This is a genomic window from Microbispora sp. KK1-11, assembly GCF_006874435.1.
In the GTDB taxonomy this organism is placed as follows: domain Bacteria; phylum Actinomycetota; class Actinomycetes; order Streptosporangiales; family Streptosporangiaceae; genus Microbispora; species Microbispora catharanthi.
This window is the reverse complement of the sequence record NZ_VIRJ01000003.1, coordinates 259,558-283,045: the sequence shown is the minus strand read 5'-3', so window position 1 is coordinate 283,045 and position 23,488 is coordinate 259,558. Positions and strand designations below refer to the sequence as shown.

General features: G+C 68.6%; 24 protein-coding genes. 1 reads left to right on the top strand and 23 read right to left on the bottom strand.

The annotated features are described in order from the left end of the window. The first annotated feature begins 57 nt into the window (after positions 1-57). Entirely contained in the window at positions 58-852 is a 795-nt protein-coding gene (locus FLW16_RS06795; RefSeq protein WP_142558753.1) for a hypothetical protein, read from the top strand. Between the two features lie 300 nt (positions 853-1,152). Here FLW16_RS06795 and FLW16_RS06790 read toward each other — a convergent pair whose 3' ends face one another. The 23 genes from FLW16_RS06790 to FLW16_RS06680 all read right to left on the bottom strand — a co-directional run bounded on the left by FLW16_RS06790 (position 1,153) and on the right by FLW16_RS06680 (position 23,355). Further along, positions 1,153-1,344, bottom strand: coding sequence for a hypothetical protein (locus tag FLW16_RS06790; RefSeq protein WP_142558751.1), 192 nt, complete (start codon positions 1,342-1,344; stop codon positions 1,153-1,155). Continuing rightward, positions 1,341-1,886: a hypothetical protein gene (locus tag FLW16_RS06785; protein ID WP_142558749.1), complete on the bottom strand. Its 546-nt coding sequence runs from the start codon at positions 1,884-1,886 to the stop codon at positions 1,341-1,343. Before FLW16_RS06785 ends, FLW16_RS06790 begins: the two co-directional genes overlap by 4 nt. After that, complete coding sequence (locus FLW16_RS06780) at positions 1,883-5,002, bottom strand: fibronectin type III domain-containing protein (RefSeq protein ID WP_142558747.1); 3,120 nt, start codon at positions 5,000-5,002, stop codon at positions 1,883-1,885. Before FLW16_RS06780 ends, FLW16_RS06785 begins: the two co-directional genes overlap by 4 nt. Before the next feature lie 7 nt (positions 5,003-5,009). Then, positions 5,010-6,215 carry a hypothetical protein gene (locus FLW16_RS06775; RefSeq protein ID WP_142558745.1) on the bottom strand — a complete coding sequence of 402 codons (1,206 nt, stop codon included), beginning with the start codon at positions 6,213-6,215 and terminating at the stop codon, positions 5,010-5,012. A gap of 16 nt (positions 6,216-6,231) precedes the next feature. Continuing rightward, entirely contained in the window at positions 6,232-8,223 is a 1,992-nt protein-coding gene (locus FLW16_RS06770; protein WP_142558743.1) for a hypothetical protein, read from the bottom strand. Beyond that, the gene (locus tag FLW16_RS06765; protein ID WP_142558741.1) at positions 8,223-11,747 is read right to left on the bottom strand and encodes a hypothetical protein; all 3,525 of its coding nucleotides are present in this window, start codon (positions 11,745-11,747) and stop codon (positions 8,223-8,225) included. The genes FLW16_RS06770 and FLW16_RS06765 overlap by 1 nt, the downstream gene beginning before the upstream one ends. After that, positions 11,740-11,973 (bottom strand): hypothetical protein, encoded by a 234-nt coding sequence (locus FLW16_RS06760; protein ID WP_142558739.1) that lies wholly within the window; start codon positions 11,971-11,973, stop codon positions 11,740-11,742. Before FLW16_RS06760 ends, FLW16_RS06765 begins: the two co-directional genes overlap by 8 nt. A gap of 62 nt (positions 11,974-12,035) precedes the next feature. Continuing rightward, positions 12,036-12,428 (bottom strand): hypothetical protein, encoded by a 393-nt coding sequence (locus FLW16_RS06755; protein ID WP_142558737.1) that lies wholly within the window; start codon positions 12,426-12,428, stop codon positions 12,036-12,038. Beyond that, positions 12,428-12,997, bottom strand: a complete 570-nt coding sequence (locus FLW16_RS06750) for a hypothetical protein (RefSeq protein ID WP_142558735.1) — start codon at positions 12,995-12,997, stop codon at positions 12,428-12,430. Before FLW16_RS06750 ends, FLW16_RS06755 begins: the two co-directional genes overlap by 1 nt. 3 nt (positions 12,998-13,000) lie before the next feature. Next, positions 13,001-13,198 carry a hypothetical protein gene (locus FLW16_RS06745; protein ID WP_142558733.1) on the bottom strand — a complete coding sequence of 66 codons (198 nt, stop codon included), beginning with the start codon at positions 13,196-13,198 and terminating at the stop codon, positions 13,001-13,003. Then, positions 13,198-13,407 carry a hypothetical protein gene (locus FLW16_RS06740; protein WP_142558731.1) on the bottom strand — a complete coding sequence of 70 codons (210 nt, stop codon included), beginning with the start codon at positions 13,405-13,407 and terminating at the stop codon, positions 13,198-13,200. The genes FLW16_RS06745 and FLW16_RS06740 overlap by 1 nt, the downstream gene beginning before the upstream one ends. Beyond that, a complete protein-coding gene (locus FLW16_RS06735; RefSeq protein ID WP_142558729.1) occupies positions 13,404-13,856 on the bottom strand; it encodes a hypothetical protein in 453 nt (150 codons plus the stop codon). Before FLW16_RS06735 ends, FLW16_RS06740 begins: the two co-directional genes overlap by 4 nt. Then, positions 13,853-14,218, bottom strand: coding sequence for an HK97 gp10 family phage protein (locus tag FLW16_RS06730; protein WP_142558727.1), 366 nt, complete (start codon positions 14,216-14,218; stop codon positions 13,853-13,855). The genes FLW16_RS06735 and FLW16_RS06730 overlap by 4 nt, the downstream gene beginning before the upstream one ends. 52 nt (positions 14,219-14,270) lie before the next feature. Continuing rightward, positions 14,271-14,606, bottom strand: a complete 336-nt coding sequence (locus FLW16_RS06725) for a hypothetical protein (RefSeq protein ID WP_142558726.1) — start codon at positions 14,604-14,606, stop codon at positions 14,271-14,273. Next, complete coding sequence (locus tag FLW16_RS06720; RefSeq protein ID WP_142558724.1) at positions 14,603-15,058, bottom strand: hypothetical protein; 456 nt, start codon at positions 15,056-15,058, stop codon at positions 14,603-14,605. Before FLW16_RS06720 ends, FLW16_RS06725 begins: the two co-directional genes overlap by 4 nt. Next, positions 15,055-15,387: a hypothetical protein gene (locus tag FLW16_RS06715; RefSeq protein ID WP_142558722.1), complete on the bottom strand. Its 333-nt coding sequence runs from the start codon at positions 15,385-15,387 to the stop codon at positions 15,055-15,057. The genes FLW16_RS06720 and FLW16_RS06715 overlap by 4 nt, the downstream gene beginning before the upstream one ends. A gap of 8 nt (positions 15,388-15,395) precedes the next feature. Beyond that, complete coding sequence (locus FLW16_RS06710) at positions 15,396-18,089, bottom strand: hypothetical protein (RefSeq protein WP_142558720.1); 2,694 nt, start codon at positions 18,087-18,089, stop codon at positions 15,396-15,398. A gap of 9 nt (positions 18,090-18,098) precedes the next feature. Then, a complete protein-coding gene (locus FLW16_RS06705) occupies positions 18,099-18,602 on the bottom strand; it encodes a hypothetical protein (RefSeq protein ID WP_142558718.1) in 504 nt (167 codons plus the stop codon). Then, positions 18,603-21,095 carry a hypothetical protein gene (locus FLW16_RS06700; RefSeq protein WP_142558716.1) on the bottom strand — a complete coding sequence of 831 codons (2,493 nt, stop codon included), beginning with the start codon at positions 21,093-21,095 and terminating at the stop codon, positions 18,603-18,605. 38 nt (positions 21,096-21,133) lie between these two features. Further along, positions 21,134-21,580 (bottom strand): hypothetical protein, encoded by a 447-nt coding sequence (locus FLW16_RS06695; RefSeq protein WP_142558713.1) that lies wholly within the window; start codon positions 21,578-21,580, stop codon positions 21,134-21,136. Positions 21,581-21,583: 3 nt separating this feature from the next. After that, positions 21,584-21,865 carry a hypothetical protein gene (locus tag FLW16_RS06690; protein WP_142558711.1) on the bottom strand — a complete coding sequence of 94 codons (282 nt, stop codon included), beginning with the start codon at positions 21,863-21,865 and terminating at the stop codon, positions 21,584-21,586. After that, on the bottom strand, positions 21,858-22,328 hold the full coding sequence (locus tag FLW16_RS06685; protein ID WP_142558709.1) for a hypothetical protein: 471 nt from the start codon (positions 22,326-22,328) through the stop codon (positions 21,858-21,860). The genes FLW16_RS06690 and FLW16_RS06685 overlap by 8 nt, the downstream gene beginning before the upstream one ends. A gap of 82 nt (positions 22,329-22,410) precedes the next feature. Beyond that, on the bottom strand, positions 22,411-23,355 hold the full coding sequence (locus FLW16_RS06680) for a phage major capsid protein (protein WP_142558708.1): 945 nt from the start codon (positions 23,353-23,355) through the stop codon (positions 22,411-22,413). Positions 23,356-23,488 lie beyond the last annotated feature (133 nt).

Below are 23,488 nucleotides of genomic sequence, written 5' to 3'. Positions count from 1 at the left end.
GTGATTACTTGGACTCCCTACGGCCGACGCCGCACCGTGAGCATCCTCGCGGAGTACATGAAGCGGGACCACGCGGCGGGGGTGGTGGACGAGTGGTGGCTGTACGCGAATTGCGACCCGAGCGGGCAGGAGGATGACCTGGCCTACGCGCATGAGCTCGCCGCCACCTACGACTGGGTGAAGGTGTTGGAGCGGCCGGAGGGCTGCCCTCGCCAGCACCCTAAGCAGAAAAACACCATGTACGCCTACCGGTACATGACCGACCCCGAGGCGGTTTATGTGAGGTTCGACGACGACATCGTGTACGTGCACCCCGATGCCATCGCCAACCTGGCCCGGACGAAGGTCGCCTTGCGGGACAGCGTGTTGTGCGCGTTTGGGCTCATCATCAACAACGCCGTCGTGTCGTGGCATCTCCAGCAGCAGCGGCGTATCCCCTGCTCGGGTGACGGGTGGCAGTCGGTGCAGTTGCCGTACTGCATGGACTCGGTGGGGTGGGCGGACGGCGGCTTCGCTGTGAAGCTGCACGAGTTGCTGCTGTCCAAGGTGGAGGCGGGGACGGTGGAGGACCTGTTCATGCACCACACCGTGACGTTGGCCGAGCGGCAGCAGTTCTCCGTGTCGTGCTTCGCCACCATGGGCTCCGACTACACGGTGCTCGATCCGCCCGGCCACCTTGGGGCGGAGGAGGAGTTCTGGCACAGCGTGCACCGGCCGAAGCAGGCGGGGATGGCGAACATCATCGTTGACTCGGCGGTGGTGTCGCACTGGTCGTTCTACCACCAGCACAAGGAGCTGGACGCGTCCGGGCTGCTCGACCGGTACCGGGAACTCGCCGCCAACCTCGGCTGAAGCACAGGAAGCGAAAGCGCGAGCGCCGGGCCCCGCCGTCCGGCGGGATCTCCCGGCGCTCACTTCCAGACGTCAGCGCAGTGCGCTGGCTACGCGGAACCTGGGGAGTCGAACCCCAGAACGTCGGTCGTACGCATCCGACGTCGAGCCGTCGCCCCACCATCAGCGTTTTGTTAAGGCAGAGCCTTCAACAACTGCCCGTCGCCCGGCCCGGCTCGAACGGGCTGCGCTCCCAGCCGCCGTACAGCGGGTGCCACGGTTTCCCAGTGGCAGAGGCGGGCGTCCTCAATCCGATGGTACTCAGGCGGCGGCGGGTTCGCCCTTGACCTCAGCCAACTGCCGCCGCAGCTCGTCCCGTTCCGCCATGAGCTGGTCCACCGCCACGCGCAACTGAGTGGCCTCGTGCAGCAGGTCGTTGCGCTGCTTCTCCAGCTCCCGCGCGTACGCCCCTACATCGATCCGGAGCGTCTCTCGCTGCTCGCCGTCGCTCACCGCTGCCTCCCCATCTTCTCCATCCGAACCTGCTCCACCCTCTGGGCGCGTTCCTCAACCGCGTCGCGGTCCATCCGCTGCTCCATGTCCGCCCGGAGGATCGCGTGAATGTCCGGCGCCGCAGCCTTCCCTCGTGCCGCCAGCATGCGCGGCGCTGCCCTGGTGGTCACCTGCGGCTCCGCCGCCTGCCTGATCGGCCGCTCCGCCTCCAACTCCCGCAAAGCGGCCTGCACCCGCTCCCGCGCCTCAGTGGCGGGCATGGTGAACGGGTCGAATTGGACCTCGTCCAGGCGGCCCTCCCGGCGCAGCGTTTCCCTCGCGTACGCCAGGTAGGTGACGTGCCGCATGAGATCCTCACGGTGGTCGGGGTCGTCCACGTCGTAGCCGTACACCGCCGCCAGTTCCAGCGCGTAGTCCTTCGGCATGCTGACGCTGTACTCACCTGTCGGGGCGACCTCCGGCGGAACCTGGTACTCGATGACCCACCGCTCGCCGTCGTCCGCCTGGTCGTCGTCTGCCAGGCCCGTCAGTTCCCAGCTCATCCCCGGATACCGAACCAGTTGATATGGTCCACCGAGTTGCTCAGGCTGGGCCCTGTCCACACGTAGCTGAAGCTGTCCTGCGCATTGTTGGTCATGTTGAAACTCCCGGAGTTGCCCGCGCGGACCTGAGCCACGGGGTAAGGGTTACCGCTGTATGTGAAGCCGTAGAAAATCGTGCCGGCCGTCCCGCTGACGTTGACCTTCCCGGCGACGAACGCGGAATCGGAGTTCGTCGCCCACTTCCCGCGGATGCGAACGGTGCCGGACCCGTCCATATACATGCTCGCGCCGCTGGCCCCGGCATAGCCCATGGTGATCGCGCCGAACGCGGTGATGTACCCGCCGACCACGTTGGTCATGGTGGAGTCCATCATCTGCAGGTCCCACCCGGCGGCGGACTCCATGCGCAGGCGGATCTTCTTCCCCGACTGGGTGGCTGAGCCGAGTTCGCAGGCGTGGGTGCTGCCGATGTTCTGCGTGAAGTAGTGATATTCCCCCAGGTCGTACTCCTCGTACAGGCGGATCTCCGGCTCATACGCTCCCAACGTCGGACCCGGGTTGATGACCAGGCGTTTCTGTGCCGTCTCCGACGAGGAGATCCGTCCGATGAGCGTGACTGTGCCGTCGGCAGCGTTGATATCAACCGTCCGGTCCCCGCTGGAGTTGTACGCCTCGAACCCGTTCTGGTCGATCACGATCCGGCTGCCGGAGGTTCCCGAGCGCATGGTGAACGACCCGGAGGCGTTGAGGTCGACCAGCGTGACGCCGCTGCCGTTGAAGATCTTCAACCCGGTCGTGTCGATCGACACCCGGGACCCGGTCGCAGCCGAACGCAGGAAGAAGGAACCGTCGCTGGTTTGCAGACCCACGGTCTGGAACCCGTCCGACATGTAGGTGCGCAGGCCGCCCGTGTCCAGCTCTACCCTCGCGCCGGTGCTCGCGGAGCGCAGGGTGAAGGACCCGGACGTCGACATGGTCACCAACTGCGTGCCGCCGGCGTTGATGATGCGCAGGCCCGTGGTGTCGAGCTCCAGCCGGGACCCGGTCGCGGCCGAGCGCAGCAGGAACGACCCGTCGGCCTGGGAGATCGCGACCGTCTGGACGTTGCCTGACGTCCACGCCCCGATCCCGCCGGAGTTGAGCTCGACCCGGGCTCCGGTGTTGGCGGTTTTGATGCGGGCGCCGACGATCCAGTCCGCGCCGATCGTCCCCGCCGTGACCTTCGAGACGGTGAGGTCGCTGATGTGAGCGTCGTCGATCAGGTCCGCCGTCGCGACCGCGGCATCTGACGCCGTGGACTTGTTCCCCGAGGTGTCGACGGCGATGACCTTCACATACCGGGCGGTAGTCGCCGAGGTCGGGAACGTCCCCACGGCTGGCACCTGGGCGATCAGCATGCCGGCGTTCGCAGGCAGGTTCCCGACGAGTGTGGTGTCGTCCGGGGTGAACACCGCCGACGCGCCGACGTGCACCTCGAAATGGTCCAGGTCGGGTTCAAGGTTGAAGGTGCCCCCGCTGGCTTTGCCCAGCTCGTGCACCACCTGAATGGCGATCAGCGACCCGGCAACCACAGGCGCTGCGGGCGTCGAGGGGGCGAGGGTGTCCGCTGACACGGTGATGGTCTGCGTGACCGACCAAGGGGAGGCGTGCTGGTACCGGTCCGCCGCGCGGATCCCGATGTCGTAGTCCCCGCCCGGGGACAGGTCCTGGATGAGGACACTCGTGGCGTCCCAGGCGGCGTACACGAGTTGCCAGTCCGTGGCTGGGTGGACCGCGTAGCGGATCTCGTAGTGGTCCCCATCCAAGACGGTGCTGCCGTCGTCGTTGAGCGGGGTGAACCACTTCAGCAGCACCTGGGCGCGGGTCTGCCCCAACGCGTCCTGGTAGGACTGCGTGGTGAACGGGACGTCCCACTCCGGTGTTGCCGGCGTCGACAGGTCCTCGCTGGGGCGGGGGCCGATCGGCTCGGAACCGCCGCCGGTCAGCGAGCGGGGGAGTTCGCCGATGGTGATGGACACATCAGCGCGGTCCTCGAACTTCACGTGGTCGGTGAGGTCCCACCAAACGCCGTCCCGGTCCCGGAACGCCACGGTCATGCCGTCGGTGATGGGCCAGGTCATTTCTACGCAGCGGTAGCGGGCGGGGTTGATCCGCTGCCCCCGGAAGATGACCTCGTTCGCGGTGTCGTACAGGCCTGTGTCGGGGTCGTACACCCACACGTACTCCCCCACGCCCAGGGTGCCCGCCACGTCGTAATCCGAGGCGGCCAAGCGGAGGGAGCGGCGGGTTGAGGAGATGGCGTTCAGCTCGATCTGCGCCCGCACCGTGGCGTTAGATCCCGCCGTGGACGACTCGGACACGACCTTGGTCAGTTTCACCTGGTGGCCGAACAGGTCCTTGTACGGGACGCTCACGGCGTTCGCCGCCCCGGTCGCGATCGACGAGCCCTGCCCTTCGGCGAGGATCACCACCCGTGTGGCGTACTCCTCCACATCCTCCGCCGAGTCAATCTTCCCCTGATAGGCGGTCAGCTTGAGGTCCCGGCCGTAGCCGTGTTTGACCAGCATCGCCGCCTCAGCGCGGGGCGGGTACAGCTGGTCGATCGTCCCCGCGTCCAACGAGGCGTCGCCGTTTACTCTCCACTCGGCGCCGAACGTGGTGCACACGTAGTCGATGGCCTTGCGCGGGGTTTGCCACTGATGCCGGCCGCTGTAGGTCCCGGCCACGCTGAACAGGGTCCCCTCGACCACCGATGTGGGGAGCAGGCCGCGGATCACCTGCGCGAACGTCTTGCTCGTGAACGTCGCCGTGGACTCGATGACGGGGCCCTTGCCGTTCTCGTCCCCCAGCCAGTAGGCCATGCCGACGCCGTTGAGGCGGTAGGTGCCATCCACGTTGTGGGTGCGGTTGTCGACGTCGTTGACGCGGTTGCGGTACACGCCGACGTACCGGGCCGAGGACAGCAGCTCGTCGCCGTACTCCTTGGGGTTGAGGCGGCCCTCGATGATGGCGATGTGCCCCAGGTAGGTCAGGGCGTCCAGCAGTTCCTGCGGTGTCGACGACCGCAGGCTGATGGAGAACGAGCCGAGGGCTTGCTTGACCTCTGTCACCGGCATGCGCAGGTCACCTCCGGATCGCCATGGTCTGCTCGGGCAGCGCGCCCACATATTGGTTCCGCAGGTCGGTCGCCGCGTCCCCAGAAACGGCGCTGCTCCCATCGACCACGGCGGCGAGATAGCAGTCCAGCGCCGTCACCGACGCCTTTGAGATGCCGAGGTTGGCGTGCGCCGTGAACGACCGCGCCGAACCACAGGTCGCCTTGTTGCCGTCGGCGTCGTTCGAGGACGCGACGAGGTAGCCGCTGGACGCCGTGTTCGTGTACGCCTCCCCCGCGGTGAGATAGGCCGACAGGGTGGCCGACGTGGAGCGCTGCAGGTAGCACTCGACCAGGCGCGACCCCCGCCGCAGCCCGATGTCGAGGACGACCCTGCCGGTTTCGTTGGGGCCCTGCTCACGGGTGAGGCGGATCACGGTCTGCTCGTAGTCGTTCCGGACCAGGGTCGCGCTGTCCCACCCTGTGATGGGGGTGCCGTCGGAGATGGTCCAGTCCTTGGCCTCCCACGTGGTGCCGCCCCACGCCTCCACGAGCAAGGTGCCGCTCGACGAGGGGGTGACGCGGACCAGGCCGTTCGTCAGCTCCCACCCGGAGGCTTCCAACTGCTGGTTGGTGCCGGTGCGTTCCAGCCCCATCGACAGCAGCCGCGCCCGCCCGAGCGGGTAATCCGCCGGCGCGCATCCCCATCGCGGGTTCGTCCCCGAGGTCAGGCCGCGGTACACGGTGATCGTGCCGTCCACCGTGGCCCTGGTCATGGACGAGGGGATCGCGGCGCCGGCGGAGTATGCGTAGTGCCCGATGGCGGGGGCATGCCACGCCTCACCGCTCAACGAGAAGTCGTTCGCCCTCTTGATGCCAGTCAGCCGGGACTGAATATCGACCTCGCCGGGGCCGCCGAACCGCTTCAGCGAGACGCTCCAGTCGCTGGTCTGGATCTCGCCCTGCTCGTTGCGGAGGACAGCCGAGGCGTCGGTCACCCCGTAGTACCCGTCGAGCCCCGTCTTGTCGTCGAACGTCACCTGCACCAACGCCCCGTGCAGGCCGAGCACCGAGTCGTGCCGGGCGAGCAGCTCTGCGGCCGGCAGAGGCGGGCTCGCCTCCTGACCGGTGAGCTTCAGCGACCGCTCGCCGGTCTGGGCGTTCAGCCCTTCCTCCCCCGTGGTGGTCTCGCGCAAGGTCAGGCGTCCGATGCGGATGGCGCCCCAGGTCGTCACAGGTCCTCCATCCGTGTCATGCGGTGGTGCTGTCGGTGATGAGGCCGAGGTTGGCCATGGCGGTGAGGAAGCTCGCGACTGCGGCGTTACCGCCGCGTGACCCGGTGACGGTGGGCTTGGCCACGGCCGCGGCGTTGTAGAACCCCAGGCTGGATCCGAGGTGCCGGAACGTCGCCGCGACGTGGAAGGAGTCGTCGGTCTTCAAGGTGTCGGCGGCTGACCTGTAGAGGTTCGTGTCGGCTGTTGTCCCGTCGCCGAACGTCAGGGTGCCGGACGAGCTTGCGGAGGCGTCCACGGCGAGCCTGGCCACCGTGTCCCCGGTGAGGCGGAAGTCGATCGCCCGCTTGGCGGTGGTTGGTGTCTCAACGGCCATGACGGCGACCGTGGCTGTTCCAGCAGCGGTGGCCTTGGCGAGGAGCACCTGGTTGGTTCCGGCGCCCTCAGCGTGGAACTGAGCGTTCTGCAGAGAGGCGTTGCCGACCGTCGCCCGGGTGGCGATGACCATGCTGTCGTCCGTCTTTAGCGTGTCCGTCGCCGACCGGTAGAGCGTGGTGTCGCCGGTAGCTGAGCCCGACCCCCACGTCATCGTCCCGGAGGCGTCGATGAGGAGTCGCCGCTGGGTATCCCCCGACGCATCCAGGGCCACGAGGGATGTCGTCCCCGCCGCACCCTGGACGTGGAGAGGGTTGGCTGGCGAGGTCGTGCCGATACCGATCCGGGCGTTCGCCTCATCCAAGGCCAGCGACGCGGACCCGATGAGGACCTTGCCCTTGGTGGTGTGCGAGGTCGAGGACAGGGTGAGGGTGCCCGCCGAGCCGGTGCCGCCGCGGACTGTCGCTCCTTGCAGGATCGGCGCCTGCACGGCGACACCACTCGTGAGGGTGTCGTCCGTGGTCAGGGTGTCCGCGCCGCTGCGGTAGAGGTTGACGTCCGCCGTGGTGCCGTTGCCGAAGATCAGGGTGCCGGAGCCGCTGCCAGCCGACCCGTCCACGCTCAACCGGGCGACGCTGTCCCCGGTGACCCGATAGTCGAAGGCCCGCTTCGAAGCGGCGGAGGTCTCGACGGCGAGCACACCCTTGGCCGCGGTGCCCGTGGCGGTGGCCTTGACCAGCAGCCCGGCGTTGGTTCCGTCCGTGGCCACCGTCGCCACGTCCGAGCCGATTGTCGTGCCCACCGCGAGCCGGATGCCGACCACGAGGGAGTCGTCGGTCTTCAGCTCGTCCAGCCCTGACCGGTACAGCGTCGTGTCACCGGCGCTGCTCCCACTGCCCCAGGTGTGTTTGCCGGAGGCGTCCACGATGAGGCGCTGCTGTGTGTCCCCGCTCGCCTGCGTGCGCAGGGCGGCGGTGGTGCTGGTGGAGGCGACGACCTCGAACGTGTCGTCCGTGCGGAGGGTGTTCGCCGCCGATCGGTAGAGAGTGGTGTCCGCTGTGGCGCTGCCCGAGCCGAGCTCGATCGCCCCTGAGGCACGGACGATAAGTCGCTGCTGGGTGTCCCCTGTCACCTTCGCCTGCAGCACCACGTCCGTGGAGGTGCTGGCGTCGAGTTCGAGGGTGCCGGTCATGGTCGACCCGGCCCGCTGCACGTAGATGCCAGACAGGTCCACCACCCCGGTCAGACCCTCAACGCTGATGACGCCGTTGATCTCCTCAATCGGCTGGTCAGGGACCAGGCCGGTACGGATGTCCCCCACGAAGTGCGGGCCCAACGTGGCGGGGACGCCGATGTAGTACACGTGCGGCCGGCCGAGGTCGTCGTTCCAGCCCTCGGTGACCCTGTAGACGGTGTCGCCCCACGGGGAGTAGATGCGGGCGTTCCCCACGAGGTTGACCGACCAGGTGCCGTCCGGAGCGGGCTGCACCCGCGTGGTCAGCGTGACCTCCTCGTCGGCGTCCGTCGACCACCCTGGGCGGACAGTGCCGTCCAACCCCACGAGGGTGATCTCCACCTTCGGTGGGGTGCCGGTCCCGCCGGCCGGGCCCATGGATCTGCCGTGAACGATGGGCATCAGGCGTACTCCGTCTCAACTTGCCGCAGGGCCTCGCGCAGGCTCAGCACCAGGGATCTCGTCATGGCCGTCGGGTTGGTGAAGTCGAGGACTCCGTTGACGTTGATGTCACCGGTGAAGGTGATCGACCGGCCCGCGGGACCAGGGGCAGCAGCGGGTGCAGTCGTCCCTGAGGCGGCGAACCCGGCAGGGGTCACACCGATCGGTCCGGCGGCGGCGCCGATCACGCTCTGGGCGGCGGAGTGGACCGCACCGACCCCGGACGCCATGCCCTGGGCCAGGCCTCGCGTGATCGACTGGCCGGAGTACTCCACCCAGCCGCGGCCGGAGAACGGGCCTTCCTTCGCGGGGGAGAACGGGAACAGCGACCGGATCCGGTTGAGGATGTCGGTCGCGGCGTTGTAGGCGTCCTGCAGCATCGAGTACAGGCCGTTGATGAACCCGCTCATGAGCGACCGACCCGAGTCGTACAGCATGTTGCTGAGGTTGCCCAGGGCGGACATGATTCGGCCCGGCACGCCCCGGAGCGCGTCGAGCATGGAGTTGATGCCGTTACCGACCCCGTTCCGGATGTTCGACCAGGCGTTCCCCAGGAAGTTCGAGACGGAATCCCAGCCCCGGTTCCAAATGTCCTGCACGTTCGACAGGGCGCTGCTGATCGCGCCTCGGACGTCGCTGAGGCCCCTGCCGACCGAGCTTTGGATGTTCGACCAGATCCGCGACACGAAGTCGGAGACGTTGTCCCAGGTTCTGTTCCAGCCGGAGGAGATGTCCGACAGGGCGCTGCTGATGCTGTTGCGGACGTTGCCGATCGCGTCGTTCACCCAGTTCCGGATGTTCGACCACGTGTTGGACAGAGTGCTGCCGATCGAGTTCCAGCCGCTGTTCCAGTTGGACGTCACCCCGGACAGGAATCCGCTGATCCCGGATTGGATGGCGTTCGTCGCGTTGGAGACGGCACCGGTAATGGTGTTCCAGGTCGACGTGAGTAGGTCCTTCGCCCCGGTCCACATCGTGCCCCACTTGTTCCCGATGTCCGACAGCCACCCGCCGACGCTGATCCTGAGCTGCTCCAGGATCCCGGTGAGAAGCCCACGTATGGCTTCCCAAGTGCCGGAGAACATCTGCTTGACCCCGTCCCAGGCGCGCTGCCAGTCTCCGGTGATCAAGCCGAGGACAAGGTTGATGACTCCCTTGATGTAGTTCATGGCACCATCGATGACCTGCAGAAGCGCCCCGAACATCGTCCCGATGGTGTCGAGCAGTGGGCCGCCGAAGGTGTCCCAGGCGATACGGATGAGCTGGAACGCGCCGGAGATGATCTGCCCAGCGTTGTTGATGATCGAGATGATCCGGTCGCCCCACTGCTGCACCGTGCTCTGGTTGTTCTGGAACCAGACGATGATGTCGCTGACGACCTTGCTGATCAGGTCGCCGATCTGCTGGAAGATCGGCATCGCGTTGTCCCGGACCGCCGTGATCACCCGCGACAGCCACGAGTCCTCCGACAGACCCTTCCCAGTCAGCCAGTCCACGGCCTGCCGAATCCAGCCGATCAGGACCTGCAGGCCAGGCGCCACATAGTTCGTGATCACCCCTGCGAGGGCTGACAGGATCGGCCCGGCAAGCTGAGCGATGGCAGGCAGCAACTGGGCAACGGCGGACAGGATGTCAACGAGCGCGCTCACCACCGTGGGGAGGGCCGGGCCGAGCCGGTCGATAAGCGCCACAGCGAGGTTGGCGATGACTGGCAGCAGCGGCGCCGCCGCGATCAAAAGGTCGGCGATCGTCTTGCCGAGGTCATCAAACGACGGGCCCAAGATCTGCAGGGCGACCCCCAGCGACTTCATGACCTCGACCAGGCCGGGGATGATCGCGGCCAGTCCGTCGACAAACAGCGGGATCACGGGGGCAAGCGCAATGAGCAGATTAGACAGGCCAGTCGCGAGCTGACGGACCGCGTCCTTAACGGCGGGGCTGGCCAGAGTGTCCCGGAGCGCCTTACCGACCTCGATCAGTCCAGGTGCGATGGCTTTCAACGCGGTGAGTAGCAGCCCGGCCAGGGTGGCGGCGATGTCCGCCACGATCGGGATCAGCGGGGATGCCACCTTGAGAACGCCGGAGATGCCGTCTGCGATGACCTTGAGCATGGGACCGGTGTCCTCAAGGGCGCGCCCGATCTGGCCGAACACGGCGATGATCCCCGGTGCGAGCGCCTTGATAGCGGGCGCGACAGCGTCGAGCGCGCCAGCGAGGACCGGGCCGACCGCCTTAGCGACGTCGGCGACCGCGGGAGCGACCAGCGCCAGCCCCGACACCAGGGACGTGATGACCGGCATCAGCGCTTGGCCGACCTGCTGCAACGCCTTGAAAATCGTGACCAGGACTTCCTGGCCCTTCGCGGAGTTGACCCACTTGTTCATGCCGTCGAGCAGTTGACCGAGAACACCCAGGGCGCCTGTTCCGGCGTCACGGGCGGCTTGGAACAGCCCGGCGAAGAGCTGCCAGACGTCCTTGACGATGCCGCCCAACTGCTTGAGCACCACAACGGCGTCGTTCAGCCAGGCCGTGGCGGTCCCCATCACTGAGATCTCGGACATCCACTGGCCGAACTTCGTGATCACGTCCTGCAGTGCCGGGTTGAATCTGGTCAGCCAGTTCGAGCCGACGGTGGCAAGGTCGAGGAACCCGGTCAGCAGCGGGCCCAGTGAGTTCCTGAGGACTGTGATCAGGCTGGACGTGTTACCGAGGATGGTGTTGAACTGCTCGATCTGCTGGAAGCCGGTTGCCCATTCGAGGAATCTCCTGACGAGGGAGCCGAGGTTGGTCGCAAGTCCTTCGATCCACGGCTGAGTTCCCTTGAGCAGGTCAGTGAAGTGGGCGAGACTGCCGTTGAGCTCGGAGAAGAACCCGGTCTGCGCCGCAGCCTGGAAGCCCTTCAGAGTAGGGAGGGTCTTCTCGAACTCGGCAACGAACGCGGCTGCGGCGGGGGTGAGTTTCGCGAGCGCCTCTTCGAGGGCTTTGCTGTCCCCCGACCAGACGGCGGCCATCGCCGAACCGACGCCGTACGTCGCGAGCTTCCATGTGGTGAGCGCTGCGACACCGGTCATCAGCACCCCAGGCACTGCGGCCAACAGCCCACCGAGGGGCATCAGCTCAGCAGCGAATGCGGTCACGAATCCGGCCGAACTGGCCGCGGCACCGCCCACTGCAGCGATCCCGCCGGCCAATGTCGCCAACCCCATGGTGCGCGCGAGGACTGACCCGAGGCTCGACACCGAGCTGAGAAGACCACGGGTGAGGTGCCCGCCGAGTTCGACACCGAGGGACCTCATACGGCTGGACAGTCCGCCCCGCAGGATGCCGTCGCCGAACGCCGAGCCGAAGCGACGGCCGGCCTCGTCACCCGCCCCATCGAAGTCGCGGTCACCGCGGACGCTGTCACGGACCTCGCGGCCTATACGGTCATGTCCCTTGGCGTGGATCTCTACATAAGCATCGGCGATCTTGAACCCGTCAGGCATGCGCCACCTCGATCAGGTCACCCAGCTCCGCGGCCAGGGCAGCATGGTCCGAGGGCACCTCACGCCGCTCCCCCTGCGTGGGGGCGGTGGGGCCCTGCTGCTGTGCTGCCATGCGTGCCGCCATCACCCCTCCGTAAGCGGGCACCCTGTGAGCCAGGGCGAAGAACTCGGGCGCGTGCAGGTCATCGATGGTGAGCGGGCAACCCAGGCCGATCCGGTAGAACACCAGGAAGTCCGCGACGAGGTCGTCCCAGTAGTCCAGGACCCAGATGACCTGGGAGACCCGCTCTAGCCGTTTCCCGCGCGCTGCTGCTCCGCCTGCCCGAGCACGTGGTCCCGGACGATCGCCATCACCTGGTTGAGCTGGTCGACGGTGAGCTGGTCGTACTCCATGAGCGCCTCGTACGCCTCAGCGCCGAGAACCTCTTCCAGCAGCCACGCCTCAGCGACGTCGCCGCCCTGGGTGCGCACCATCCGCAGGTACTTCAGGGCGACGTTGGGGCGGATCGTGGCGGGCATGCCGTACTCGACGTCGTCAATCGAGAACAGCGGCACCTTCTCCACCGCGACAGGCGCGGCCGAGGTGGAGAGCCTGACGACGTTCGGGGTGTCGCCGTCCCGGACTGCGGCAACCGGGCGAGGGCGGGCCTTGCCCTTGGTGGTGGTGCGGGGCCCGGCCATTACGGAGCCACCTCGTCCACGACCTTGAAAGGCTTGATGCTGGGCGACACGTAGTGCGTGACCAGCCCCACCTCGTAGACCGTCTGGTCCTCCTTCTTGTACGAGGTCTTCACGCCCTCGACGTTGAGAACCTTCCGCAGGATGATCCGGCGCCGCAGCCCGGCGGGGGCGTACCCGTCGAGGATCACCGCCGAGTAGGTGGGCTGCGTCGCCGCGCTGCTGTCGTCCGGCTCCAGCGACTCAACCCCGGCACCGGACTGGACACCGCCCGTCGCCGAGTTGAGCGCCCAGTTCAGCCGATCCAGCGTCGGCTCGGCCAACTTCGTCTTGAAGTTCAGCTCACGCTTGGTCAGCCGGCGGGCCGGGATGTCCACGAGCTGATCGACCGTCAGCTCCTTGTACTCCTGGGTGAGCTCCAGCTCAACGCCGTCCATCGTGCCGCCCATGTCCGTCCACGCCGACGCGGACGGCGCGGTGTTGATGGCGGAGTCCGACGGCTCTGTGGTGCCGAAGGCGGCGGTGTAGATTTCCGCCGGGCCCTGGATGAGGTTCGACGTCACGACGCTCATTGGTCAGCTCTCCTTGTTGGTGTCGGTGGCGGGCTTCTGCTTGGGCGCCCGGGGCGCGGGCTGGTCCGCCGCCCCCTGGGCGATGCGGACCTGCTCATCGTTCGGGTTGGGCAGGAGCAGGCCCTGCCGCTTGAGGTCGAGGTACTCGGCCTCGGAAACGTCGAGCACCTTGCCGGGCTCGATGGTGGTTCGGACCCTCATCAGCGGAAGTCCTCCTTGCGTAGCGGCCACCGGACGGGGGCCATGTCGGGGTGCTCGGCAACGGGCAGGGTGGGGAGGGCGCCGTCGTATGGGACGACCCGCTCACCGGGGAACAGCCACTCCAGTTCGCCGCGGTTGTCGTGGACGAGGACCCGGCCTTGGAAGGTGAGCAGCTCACCCGAGACGGAGCCGCGCAGCGCGTACCTCATACGGCCACCCAGAAGAGCTGCAGGTCCAGGCTGTAGCGGGCGTACCTGGCTTCGTCGGAGGGGATCCGGCGGGGCTCGGTCACGACGTACGCGGACTGGACACGAGCCGCCTGGTAGCCGTCCGGCAGGGTCACCTCGCGCTGTACAGGCAGGGCGTCATCCACCCCGCCGTAGCAGTGCCGGCAGATGCGCTCGGCGAGCTGGTTCGCCTTGCCCCACGGAGGTTTCGCACCCGATGGGTTGGCGGCCCAGCAGTCCACCTGCACGACCGGCTGATGCTGGGGGACGTCCCGGTGCTTGCTGCCGCCGACCACGCCGATCTGCAGGAACCCATCCGGCCACGCTGAACTGTCGGCGGGGAGGGTGGTGCCGACAGCCCCGTCGGGGATGCCGGGGACGCCCTTGAGCCAGGCGATGGCCACGAGTTCGGTGTGCGGGAGGAAACTCACAGGATCCTCCGCAGATACAAAGCGGGACGTAAGAAAGGCTGAGCACGGGTGCCGGGGTGGTTGACCTTCGCCACGGGGTGGCGAGCGCCCGGCCAGTACAGCGCCTTCTTGCTGTTCGGGCGGATCACATGCGGGCGAGTGCCCAGCTCCACCCACGCCGCGTAGTCCGCGTGGGCGTGGATCCGCCGCGACGTCGGACCAATCTTGTGAACCCGGATCGACGACCGCAGGTGCCCGGTGTCGACGGGGGCGAATCGGCGGGCGTCGGCTGCGATGTCATCGGCGAGCTTGTCCATGGCGACAGCGACGTGCCGCTCAAGCTGCAACTCCCAGCCTGGCGTCATCACGACGATGACCGCCATGTGCCCGCCCTCCCTCTACGTCGGGGCTGCGGGCCGTGAGCCGTCTACCGGTTCAGGTGCCGACCCGCCGGAGGACGAGCCGCACGTCCGCTCTCCCGATGGGGGACTGCGGGCGGGACACGGCCTCCACCAGGTAGATCGACCCCGTCGCCTCATCCCGCAAGCGGTCTTGCTCGCGGATGTCGGCGTGGGGGCGGACCCGACCAGCGATGTAGCGGACGATGGTGTAGCGGTTCTCTGCAGCGACGAACACGCGCTGCTCCCGCTCTATGAGCGAGATGGGCACCCCACCTCGGACGGGCGTGTCGGAGTCCGTGAGGTCGCCGTACTCGTCCGTGGTCTCACCCCTCAGGACAGCGACCGTGGCAGTGGGCAGGAACGCGCTCACCGCAGGGGCTCCCACACCTGGTGGTCGTCGTACCACTCCTCGGTGCCGGCCATCGTGCCGGGGACGACCCTGCCGCGCAGAGCGAGGGCCTGGTCGGGGGTGAGCGGCTGCAGGGTGCGGGACTTCCGCCACGACAGGCGGTTGATGCACCGCTTCGCCAAGGGGGCGAGCACCATCGCGTCGGGGTCCGCCTGGGAGTACTGGACGCCGTCCTGCACCACCTGCGTCACGTCCATCCGCCCTGTGACGTCGGGTTGGGACTGCATCCACGCGGCCTGGTACGCCTCCGCGTACGCCAGCAGCCTGAGGTCGCGGGGCTTCAGCGTGTCCTGGGCGTCAACGGTGACGCCGGCGAACAGCTCAACGATCGGGTACGCCGCGTCGAGGGCCCGCTGGTCGAGGGCGGTCCTGGTCCATGTGCTGGCCTGGTCCGGGGTTGTCCACGTGGTCATACGTTGATCACCTCAAGGGGGCCGTAGAGGACGGTGTGGCGGGCACCGCCGTCGATGAGGTCGTACCGCCAGAAGGTGAGGTCGGTGGTGATGAGGGTGCCGTCGATGGTGGCCTCCGCCAGTCCCGCCGCGTCGTTGGTCACCACGATCTCCCCGCCGTCGCGGGACAAGACGATCGCCTCGCTGTCGTCCTGGTACTCCGTGGTCTTCAGGTAGAGCTCCAGGTCCGCCCCTGGGTCGATGGCGACGGGCACACCGGAGCGGGTGGCGGCCAACTCCACGGTGACGTCGTTCCGCTCGACCAGTGTGAGCTTCAACAACTGCGCCATGCGGCCTCCTAGGTGCGGGCGGTGCCGCCGTAGCTGGTCGTGGCCGCGGCCCCCCGGTAGGTCGGGGTGTCGGCGTCCCCCCTGTAGATCGACCAGGGTTTCGCCTTCCGGTACATCCGCCCGGCGGTGGTGGTCTCAGCGGCGTGGGCGAGCAGCCTGCGCTTCACCCTGCCGGTTCGTGTGGCGGTGCTGGTGTCGGTTGCCTGGTCGAGGGTGGCGGCGTGGGTCAGCACCAGCAGGGTCCCTGCGCTGGTCTCGGACGCCTGCGCGAGAGACTTCCGCTTGGCGCGGTGAAGGATCGCTGCCACGTCCACCTCGACCGGCTGGACGAGGGTGCGGGCTTTCGCCGGCGTGGCCTGTCCCCCTGCGCTGGACTCTGCCGCCTGGGTGAGGCGGGTGGCCTTGGCCGGCGCCTGACGTGCGGCGGTGCTGGTCTCCTGCGGCTGGCCCGTCCTGCGCTGCTTAGCAGGGGTGGCAGGGTGCGGGGTGTCGCTCTCGCCCGCCTGGCCGACGGCGCGGTGCTTACGCTCGGCGGTGAGTGCGGCTGTGTCGGTCTCCGCCGCTTGGGTGACCCTGCGGGCCCTGGTGCGGCCGACGGGGCTCGCAGCGGCGGTCTCAGCGGCCTGCGGGAGGTCCCTGGTCTTGCGGGGTGTGGCCGGGGTGATGGTGTCGGTTTCCGCCGCCTGATTGAGGGTGGCTGCGCTGGCCGCTGCTGTGGGCGTAGCCGTGTCCTGCTCGATGGGCAGGCCGAGGGTTCGGGCCTCTGTGCGGTCAAGCCCGCTCGCGGTGCTGCTCTCGGCGACCAGGTGGAGCTCGTCCGCCTTGGTGGGCGTGGCCGTGCCGGGGGTGGTGGTCTCGTTCGCCTGGTTGAGGTGGGCGGCCCTGGTCCGGGTGGTCGCTGTGGCGGTGTTCTGCTCGCCGGTCTGGGTGATGGCGAGGTGGTGGTGCAGGGTGGCCTGCTGGGCGGTGTCCTGCTCGCTGGTCTGCCCGACCTGCTTGGCCTTGGTGCGGGTGACCGCCTGGCCGGTGTCCGCCTCAGACGACTGCTGAAGGGCGCGAGCCTTCGCCGAGGCAAGGGTGACGGCTGTTCCAGTGTCGGCAGGCTGCGCCAGCGTGAGTGCCTTGGCGGGGGCCTCAGTGTTCGCTGTGGCGGTCTCGGACGGCTGAGCAAGCACGAGGGTCTTCGTCGAGGCTACGGGCCCGGCTGCGGCGGTCTCAGCGGCCTGCGCAATGCTGCCCCGCTTCTCCCCCACCACTGTGTGCGGGGTGTCGGTTTCGGTGGCCTGGTCGATGAGGACGGCGCGGGCGAAGGTGACCTGCTGGCCGTTGTCCTGCTCCGAGGCTTGGGTGAGGGTGACCGCGCCGACCCCGGCCAGCGGTTGCGCGGTGTCCGACTCCGCGCCCTGGGCGAGGGTGCTGATCTTCGCAGGCGCAGCAGGCTGCGCCGTGGTGTCCTCGCCGGCTTGCGCGAAGGGGCGGGCGATGTTCGGCCGCACAGGTTGCGGGGTGTCGGTCTCCGTCGTGCCTGCGAGCGTCCGGGACTTCGCGACCTGCGAGAGCGTGGCGGTGTCCGTGGTCGCCGCCTGCCCGTACAGAACGGCACGGTTCGGCTGGATCGTCTGCCCCGTGTCCGCCTCTATCCCCGTGGCGAGGGCTCGTGCGCGGGTGCGAGTGAGGGCGGTCCCGGTGTCGGTCTCGGTGGTTTGAGCGATGGGGCGGGCCACGTTGGGTTGTACGGCCTGTGCGGTCTCGGCGGTGGTGGCGGAGTGCAGGGCCCGCGTCTTGGCTGGAGTCGCCTGCGTGGCGGTGTCCGTCGTTGCGGCCTGCCCCGTCGGGCGGGTCTTCGTCTTGGCGAGGGCGGCTGCTGTGCCGTTCTCGGCGGGTTGGGTGATGGCGCGGGCGTGCGTGAGCGTGAGCGGGGTGGCGGTGTTCAGGGTGGCCGCCTGCCCGAGGCTGATCGCCCTGCCCAGGCTGACCGGCTGAGCGGTGTCGGTCTCGGTCGCCTGACCGATGGGGAGAGACACCCCGAACGGCAGAACCACCGTCGGGTTAGTGACCGCCCACGGGATCGGCGGACCGTCCTCCGTCGTGGCGCCGGTGCCACCAGAGAGGGTTTGCCCCTGCCCGGAGTAGTCCGTTGTCTCCGCCCGCGTGAACGGGTACCACATGGTGAGGTTCGCGGTCCGCTGCGGCAGGTAGGAGAACGCCTCGCTGACCAGCTCGTCACTGGACAGCGCCACCCCATTCCAGATCTTCAGGGCCGCAACGCATCCATCGAGCCACCAAGTGGTGGCCGTCACGCCCTGCCCGATCCGCATGCTGCTCAGTGGGATGCCACTGGTGGTGTCGGTCCAGGTGTTGGTAGTGAAGGCGGAGTCCCCAGCTGCCAGGGACACCATCGTCCCTGCGTCAGTGGTCAGGGAGACGGATGCGCCGAAGTAGTACCAGGTTCCCGTGGTGACGGCCCTGCTGGCTCTTATCGACGATGCTCCCGTGATCCCGGTCATCACACCGCAGGTGCCGCCGTTGCCGTCCGTGCTTAGCCCGATCGCGTTGTTCGACTGGCCGAACTCCCAGATGGTTGAGAAGAAGAACCGGCGGTTGGTGAACTTCACCCAGCATGCGGCGGACAGGGCTGTCATGGTGCTCAGCCCAGTGGCACGGGTGTAGTTCTGGCCCGTGTTGGAGAACCTGACCGCCACCCCAGCCTCCTACGAGTCGGAGTAGGCGAGGGTCAGCCCGAGCAGCATGGCATCCCCGGTCATGGTGTCCCCCGCATCCGCTGGGAGGCGGGACACCCGCAGCCACACCACGTCACCAGCGGTGACGCTGTCCAGATTGCTGATGGTGACGTCCACCGTGTGGACCCGCTGACCCGTCGTCCCCAAGTGCGTGTCCGTGGCCGTGTTCGCGGTGGCGAAGCTCTTGGTCTCCACGTCGGTCGTGTCCACGTTCGGGGTGATCGCCGCGAGCGCGGTCTCCCACGTAACCCCACCCGACGACGCGGTGTCGGCGTACCACTCCACCGTGCAGGTGATGTTCCCTGACCCGTAGGACAGCAGCGGCACCTTCCAGTACGCCCGCTCCGTCGAGGTGCCATCGAACGCCAGCGAGAACACCGGAAACGCCGTCCCCTGCACCAGGCTCAGACCTGGGAACGACGACGAGGCGAACCGCGCCGAGCCAGGGTCCAACGCCACCCGCACCGTACCCACTCAGGTCTCCTCACTCGTCGATCCACCGAACCCGGCACCGAACACGACCACCCCGCCCAGCGCTTCCCCCGGGGCGGCGCTCCCCCCGAACCCGGCGTCCGGGACGGCAGCGCCGCCGTACCCCGGCGTCGAAGCCCCACCTCCGAACGGGGCGCCAACCAGGGCCTTGCGGAACACCCGCCCCGCCGCCGTCTGCTCCACCGCCAACGCCAACAGGCGGCGCTTCCCCCCACCCAGCAGACCAGTGGTGGACTCCTCGACCGCCTGCCCCAACGTCCCCGCGACCCGCAGATCCAGCGGACGCCCGGTCTCGCTCACGGATGCTTGGCGGTACGGCAGCCGCTTGGCCGCCGCGAGCACCAGACCGGCATCCACCTCCACCGAGCGCCCCAGGAGGCGGGCCTTCCCCGGGGCTACCGCCCGCGCTACGTCGGACTCGCTCGCGACACCCAGGCCGCGCACTATGGACCGCGCGACCGCGGCAGCAGCATCGACCTCGACCACCAGGCCCACACCGCGGGCCTTGCTGCCCACGACGGACCCTGCGGTGTCGGCTTCCGTGACCTGCCCCAGCAGACGCCCCAACGCCACCCGCAGCAGAGCCGCCGTGTCGTCCTCCACCACCAACCCGAACGCGAGCCGCTTCCCCCCGACGACCGTTCCGGCGTCGTCCGTCTCCGTCGCCTGGCCGAGCGTTCCCGCCACCGACGACGCCACTTCGCCGGCAGCGTCCACCTCCGCGGGCTGGGCGATGGTGCGCTGCTTGGCCTCGCCCAGCAGGGCCCCGGTGTCCACCTCATCGACCGTGGTGAGGGCCCCCGCCTTGCTGGGGACGTCCGCGCCGGCCGTGCTGGTCTCAACGGGTTGAGCGAGCGGGAGCATGCGAACAGGCGGCTCCCGCTGGGCGACGTCGACCTCGACCGGCTGACCCAGTGCCTTTGTCTTCGCACGGGAGACCGGCTGGCCCTGGCTGGTCTCGGCGACCTGCCCGACACCCTCCGCCTTGACTGCGGCGACGGGATGACCGGTGGAGGTCTCCGACGCCTCCAACAGGCTGAGCGTCTTCCCAGGGACGGCCTGCCCCGCAGTGGTGTTCTCCTCGGGCTGCCCGAGACCGATGTCCCGGCCCGCCCCGTACGAAGCGGCAGTGTCATCCTCGAACGGCTGCCCGACCGTGACGGCCTTCGCTCCGGACAGCGGTGCGGCGGTGTCGTCCTCACCGGTCTGGGCGATGGGCAGCGCACGAGCCAAGGCCATCTGGTCGGCCGTCGCCGATTCCTCCACCAGCCCCAGCGGCGTGGTCTTGGCGCCAGTCATCTGCTGGGTTGTGTCGTCCTCCACCGCCGGGGCGAGCGCGGTTGCCTTGGCCCAGCCGGTGGCGGTCGCGCCGTCGAGCTCTGCAGCCTGCCCCACCTGCCCCGCGTGAGCAGGTGTCACGGCCTGCCCCGTGCCCGTCTCCGCCGCCTGCCCAACGCCGAGAGCCTTCGCCCTCCCCACGGGCGTGGCGGCGTCGACCTCGACCGGCTGGGTGAGCGGCAGCGCCCTCACCGGCTGCACGACCTGCGCGCTGCCGACCTCGGCCGGCTGGCCCAACCCTGCGGCGCGGGACCGGGTGAACGCCGAGCCGGTGTCGATCTCGGCGGCCTGCGCGAGCCGCCGGGCGTGGGACAACCCGAGCACGGTGGCGGTGTCGGAGGCGGTGGCCATGAGGACGACGCGCGCCTTGGCCGGCCTGATCACCGCCGCTGTCTCCGCAGAGGCGACCAGCCCCAACGCCCTCTTCTTCTGCCGTGACAGCGTGGTCGCCGTGTCGGACTCGGCGCCCTGCCCGAGGTTGACGCTGGTGCCTGCCGCGTGCTTGACCTCGATCGCCGCCATCGAGTACCGCTGCGCGGTCGGCGAGGTCATGCCGAACGACGTGGCACCCGCCGTGGGGACGGCCTGCCGCCAGTAGTAGTGCACCGAGTCCGAGGTCGGGGACGCGTCGAGGACGGCTTCCTCGGTGACGTTCGCGCTGTTCACGTACGCGCGTGTGGACGGGTTGCGGGAGTTGAAGTCGATGTTGACGATTGACACGACGCTGTTGGCCGCCGTGGTGGTGATCGACCCCGTGGGGGTGCCGTTGCTGTTCTCCGCGCTGGCTGTGACCGGGGGCGACCCCAGCGCCGCGGACGTCCACCACTCGACGAGTATCGAGTGCATACATGACGCCGACGGCGTCGAGGAGACAGTCATCGACCCGGGACTACCGGACACGGTCGCGGTGTAGATGGCGCACCAGCTGCGGAATGAGGCGGGGGCGACAACAGCCCGCTGCGTGAAGGATTGCCCGCCCCCGGTCGGGGTGCCCATCGTCGCCGAGGTGTCCCACGTGCCGACCTTGACGACCAGCACGTCCCCCGCCGCCGGTGAGAACGACGGGGTGGTCAGGGTGTTCGTGTTGCCGCCGGATGTGCCGGAGGGGACGTAGAACGCCTGGACGAGCGTGGGCACCGGCTACCTCCCCTCGCCCGCCCAGCGCTGACAGGGGGTCAGGACGCCCGGAGGAGTCCCGCCGCGGCGACGACCGCAGTCACGTCCGTGCCGTCCGGGACGAACGAGAAGTCATGCTTCGACACAGGGACGATGTTCGCGTCCGTGCCGGCGGTGGTGTCGCCGTCGTAGCACCACAGCAGCGCGCCCACGGCGTTGCCGGAGGTGGAGGTCCACACCTGGTCGGGGGCGTCGATGTCGACCCGGTCGTTGGTGTCGTCCACGGTGATGACGATGCCGCTGTTGACGGTCTTGCGGCCCAGCGACGTCTGCTCATTCGTCGACCCGGCCAGCAGCGACGCGAGGTCGTCGTAGTCCTTCAGCGTCGAGTCGGCCTCCAAGCCGGACGCTTCGAGCGGGACCACGATCAGGGCGTCGTTCGTGGCAGGCAAGCTCGCGTAGTACTTGATCATGCCCTTGGCGATGTTCGCGACCCAGTCCGCCATGCCTCAGCCCTCCACCTTCCGGCACTTCCACGCCGTGAAGTTCAGCTTGGGATCGCCGTTCTTGTCCCGCTCCGGCCTGCCGTCGGCGTCCACGTGGGGCTCGAACCCCTCGAACGCGTAGACCGTCGGGCCGTCCTCGTGGTTCACGGTGACGGTGATCTCGACCATCCCGCTCGCGATCTCACGCTGCAGCCAGGAGAACGGGAACGTCTGCTCGTCGGGGAAGTCGCCGCGGACCTTGACGTTGCCGTCACGGGTGCGGCGGATCATCAGCGCCTTAACCACGCTGGGCTCCTTCGGTGGGGATGGTGTAGGTGAGGACGAGCCCGGCGCCGTCCTCCGATGCTGCGACGCCCGCGCATCGGGCCTCCCCGGCGGGGGTGAGCCCGGCAGCCTGCGCGGCCTTCGCGGCGGCCAGACCGTTCTGCTGGTGCCAGTCCGCGTCGTCCAGGTACAGGGCGGGCTGCCGAACCGTCAGGAGCCAGACGAACTCTCCGGCGCCGGCCGACGGGGAAGTGACCGGCGCCGGAGGCTCGGGGGCGCGCTCGTCGTCGGTGAGCCATTCGTCGTCCGACTCGTCCACGGCGTCGACCTCGTCCGGCTCCTGCGGGGCGGCGGGCTTCTGTCCGCTGCCGGGGCAGGTCTTGCCGTCGGGGCCCGGGTGCTTGTACAGCAGGCCCGTCTTCGGGGCCAGCGGCACATCGGTGTCGCTGCATTTGGGGCAGACGCCCCGCTGCCGTTCACTCATCCCAGGCTCCCTTTCGTGGGTTCGTCCTGGCCCCCGGGCCGTGGGCATCGGGTAGGGGGCCAGGACGACGTCAGCGTGCGGCTCAGGCGTCCTCAAGGACCGCGAAGGCCTTCGGGTGGGCCACGGCGAACGCCCTGCGAGCCCGGATCTTGATGAGGGCCTGGTCCGTGAGGAACGCCGGGCCGCTGTCCGCGCCCGCGATGGCCGACTCCGGGCCCGACCGGACGCCCTTGTACAGGAACTCCCGGTTGCACACGATCAGCAGCGGGTTCCCCGTGGGGTTGCTGGTGTTCGTCGCGTGAGTCTTCGCACCGAGGGTGTAGAAGATCTGGTGCCCGAACAGGGTGTCCGGGGTGCCACTGTCGCCGCCCTGACCCTGCACGAAGATCGGAGTGCCGCCGGTGTCGCCGGAGTACTGCGGCGCACGGATGTTGCGGAGCTTGGCCTTGAACGACGGGTGCGCGATGACCAGCGCGGAGCCCTCGTCCCAGTAGTCGCCGGTCTCCACGCGGGACAGGACATCGGACAGGTCGCTGTAGGTCACCGCGCTGCCCGAGGCGGACACAACGTAGTTGTCGTCGGCGGTGTACCCGAGGCTGGACTGCGTGGTCCGCAGGCTCTTGTACACGCTGGTGAACAGAACGGTCGTGCCGTTCTCCGCTGCGGTGCAGCCGAGCGCCGCCTGGTCGAAGAACTTCGCGAACGACGTCGCCCAGTCCATCTTCTTCGTGTTGATGACGTCCACGAGGTTGGAGTCGGCGAGGTCCTCCTCGTTGAGGCGGAGCGCCTGGCCCATCTTGCGGGCGGTGAGCAGGACCTCGTCGTTGGTGTTGGAGTCCTCCGCGTAGGTGCCGCCGGCGGCGACACCCGCGACGTCCATGCCCGCGGAGCGGGGGACGTGGCGGAGGTTGTTGGCCATGGGCCAGGAGCGGGCCATGGCCTCGATGACGGAGCGCTGGGTGACGCGCTGCACGACCTCGGAGGAGTATTCCTCCGGGATCCAGGTGGTGACGTCGTTGACGGCCACGGTCGGTCCTCCGGTGGTGTTCGGGTCTCGTGTGTGTGGCCCGTCCGGGACCTGGTTGCCGCCGTACCGTCCGGTGCGGCTGTTCAGGAGATCGACACCACGTCGGCAGGGTGTTCAGCAGGGCAGGGCGGCG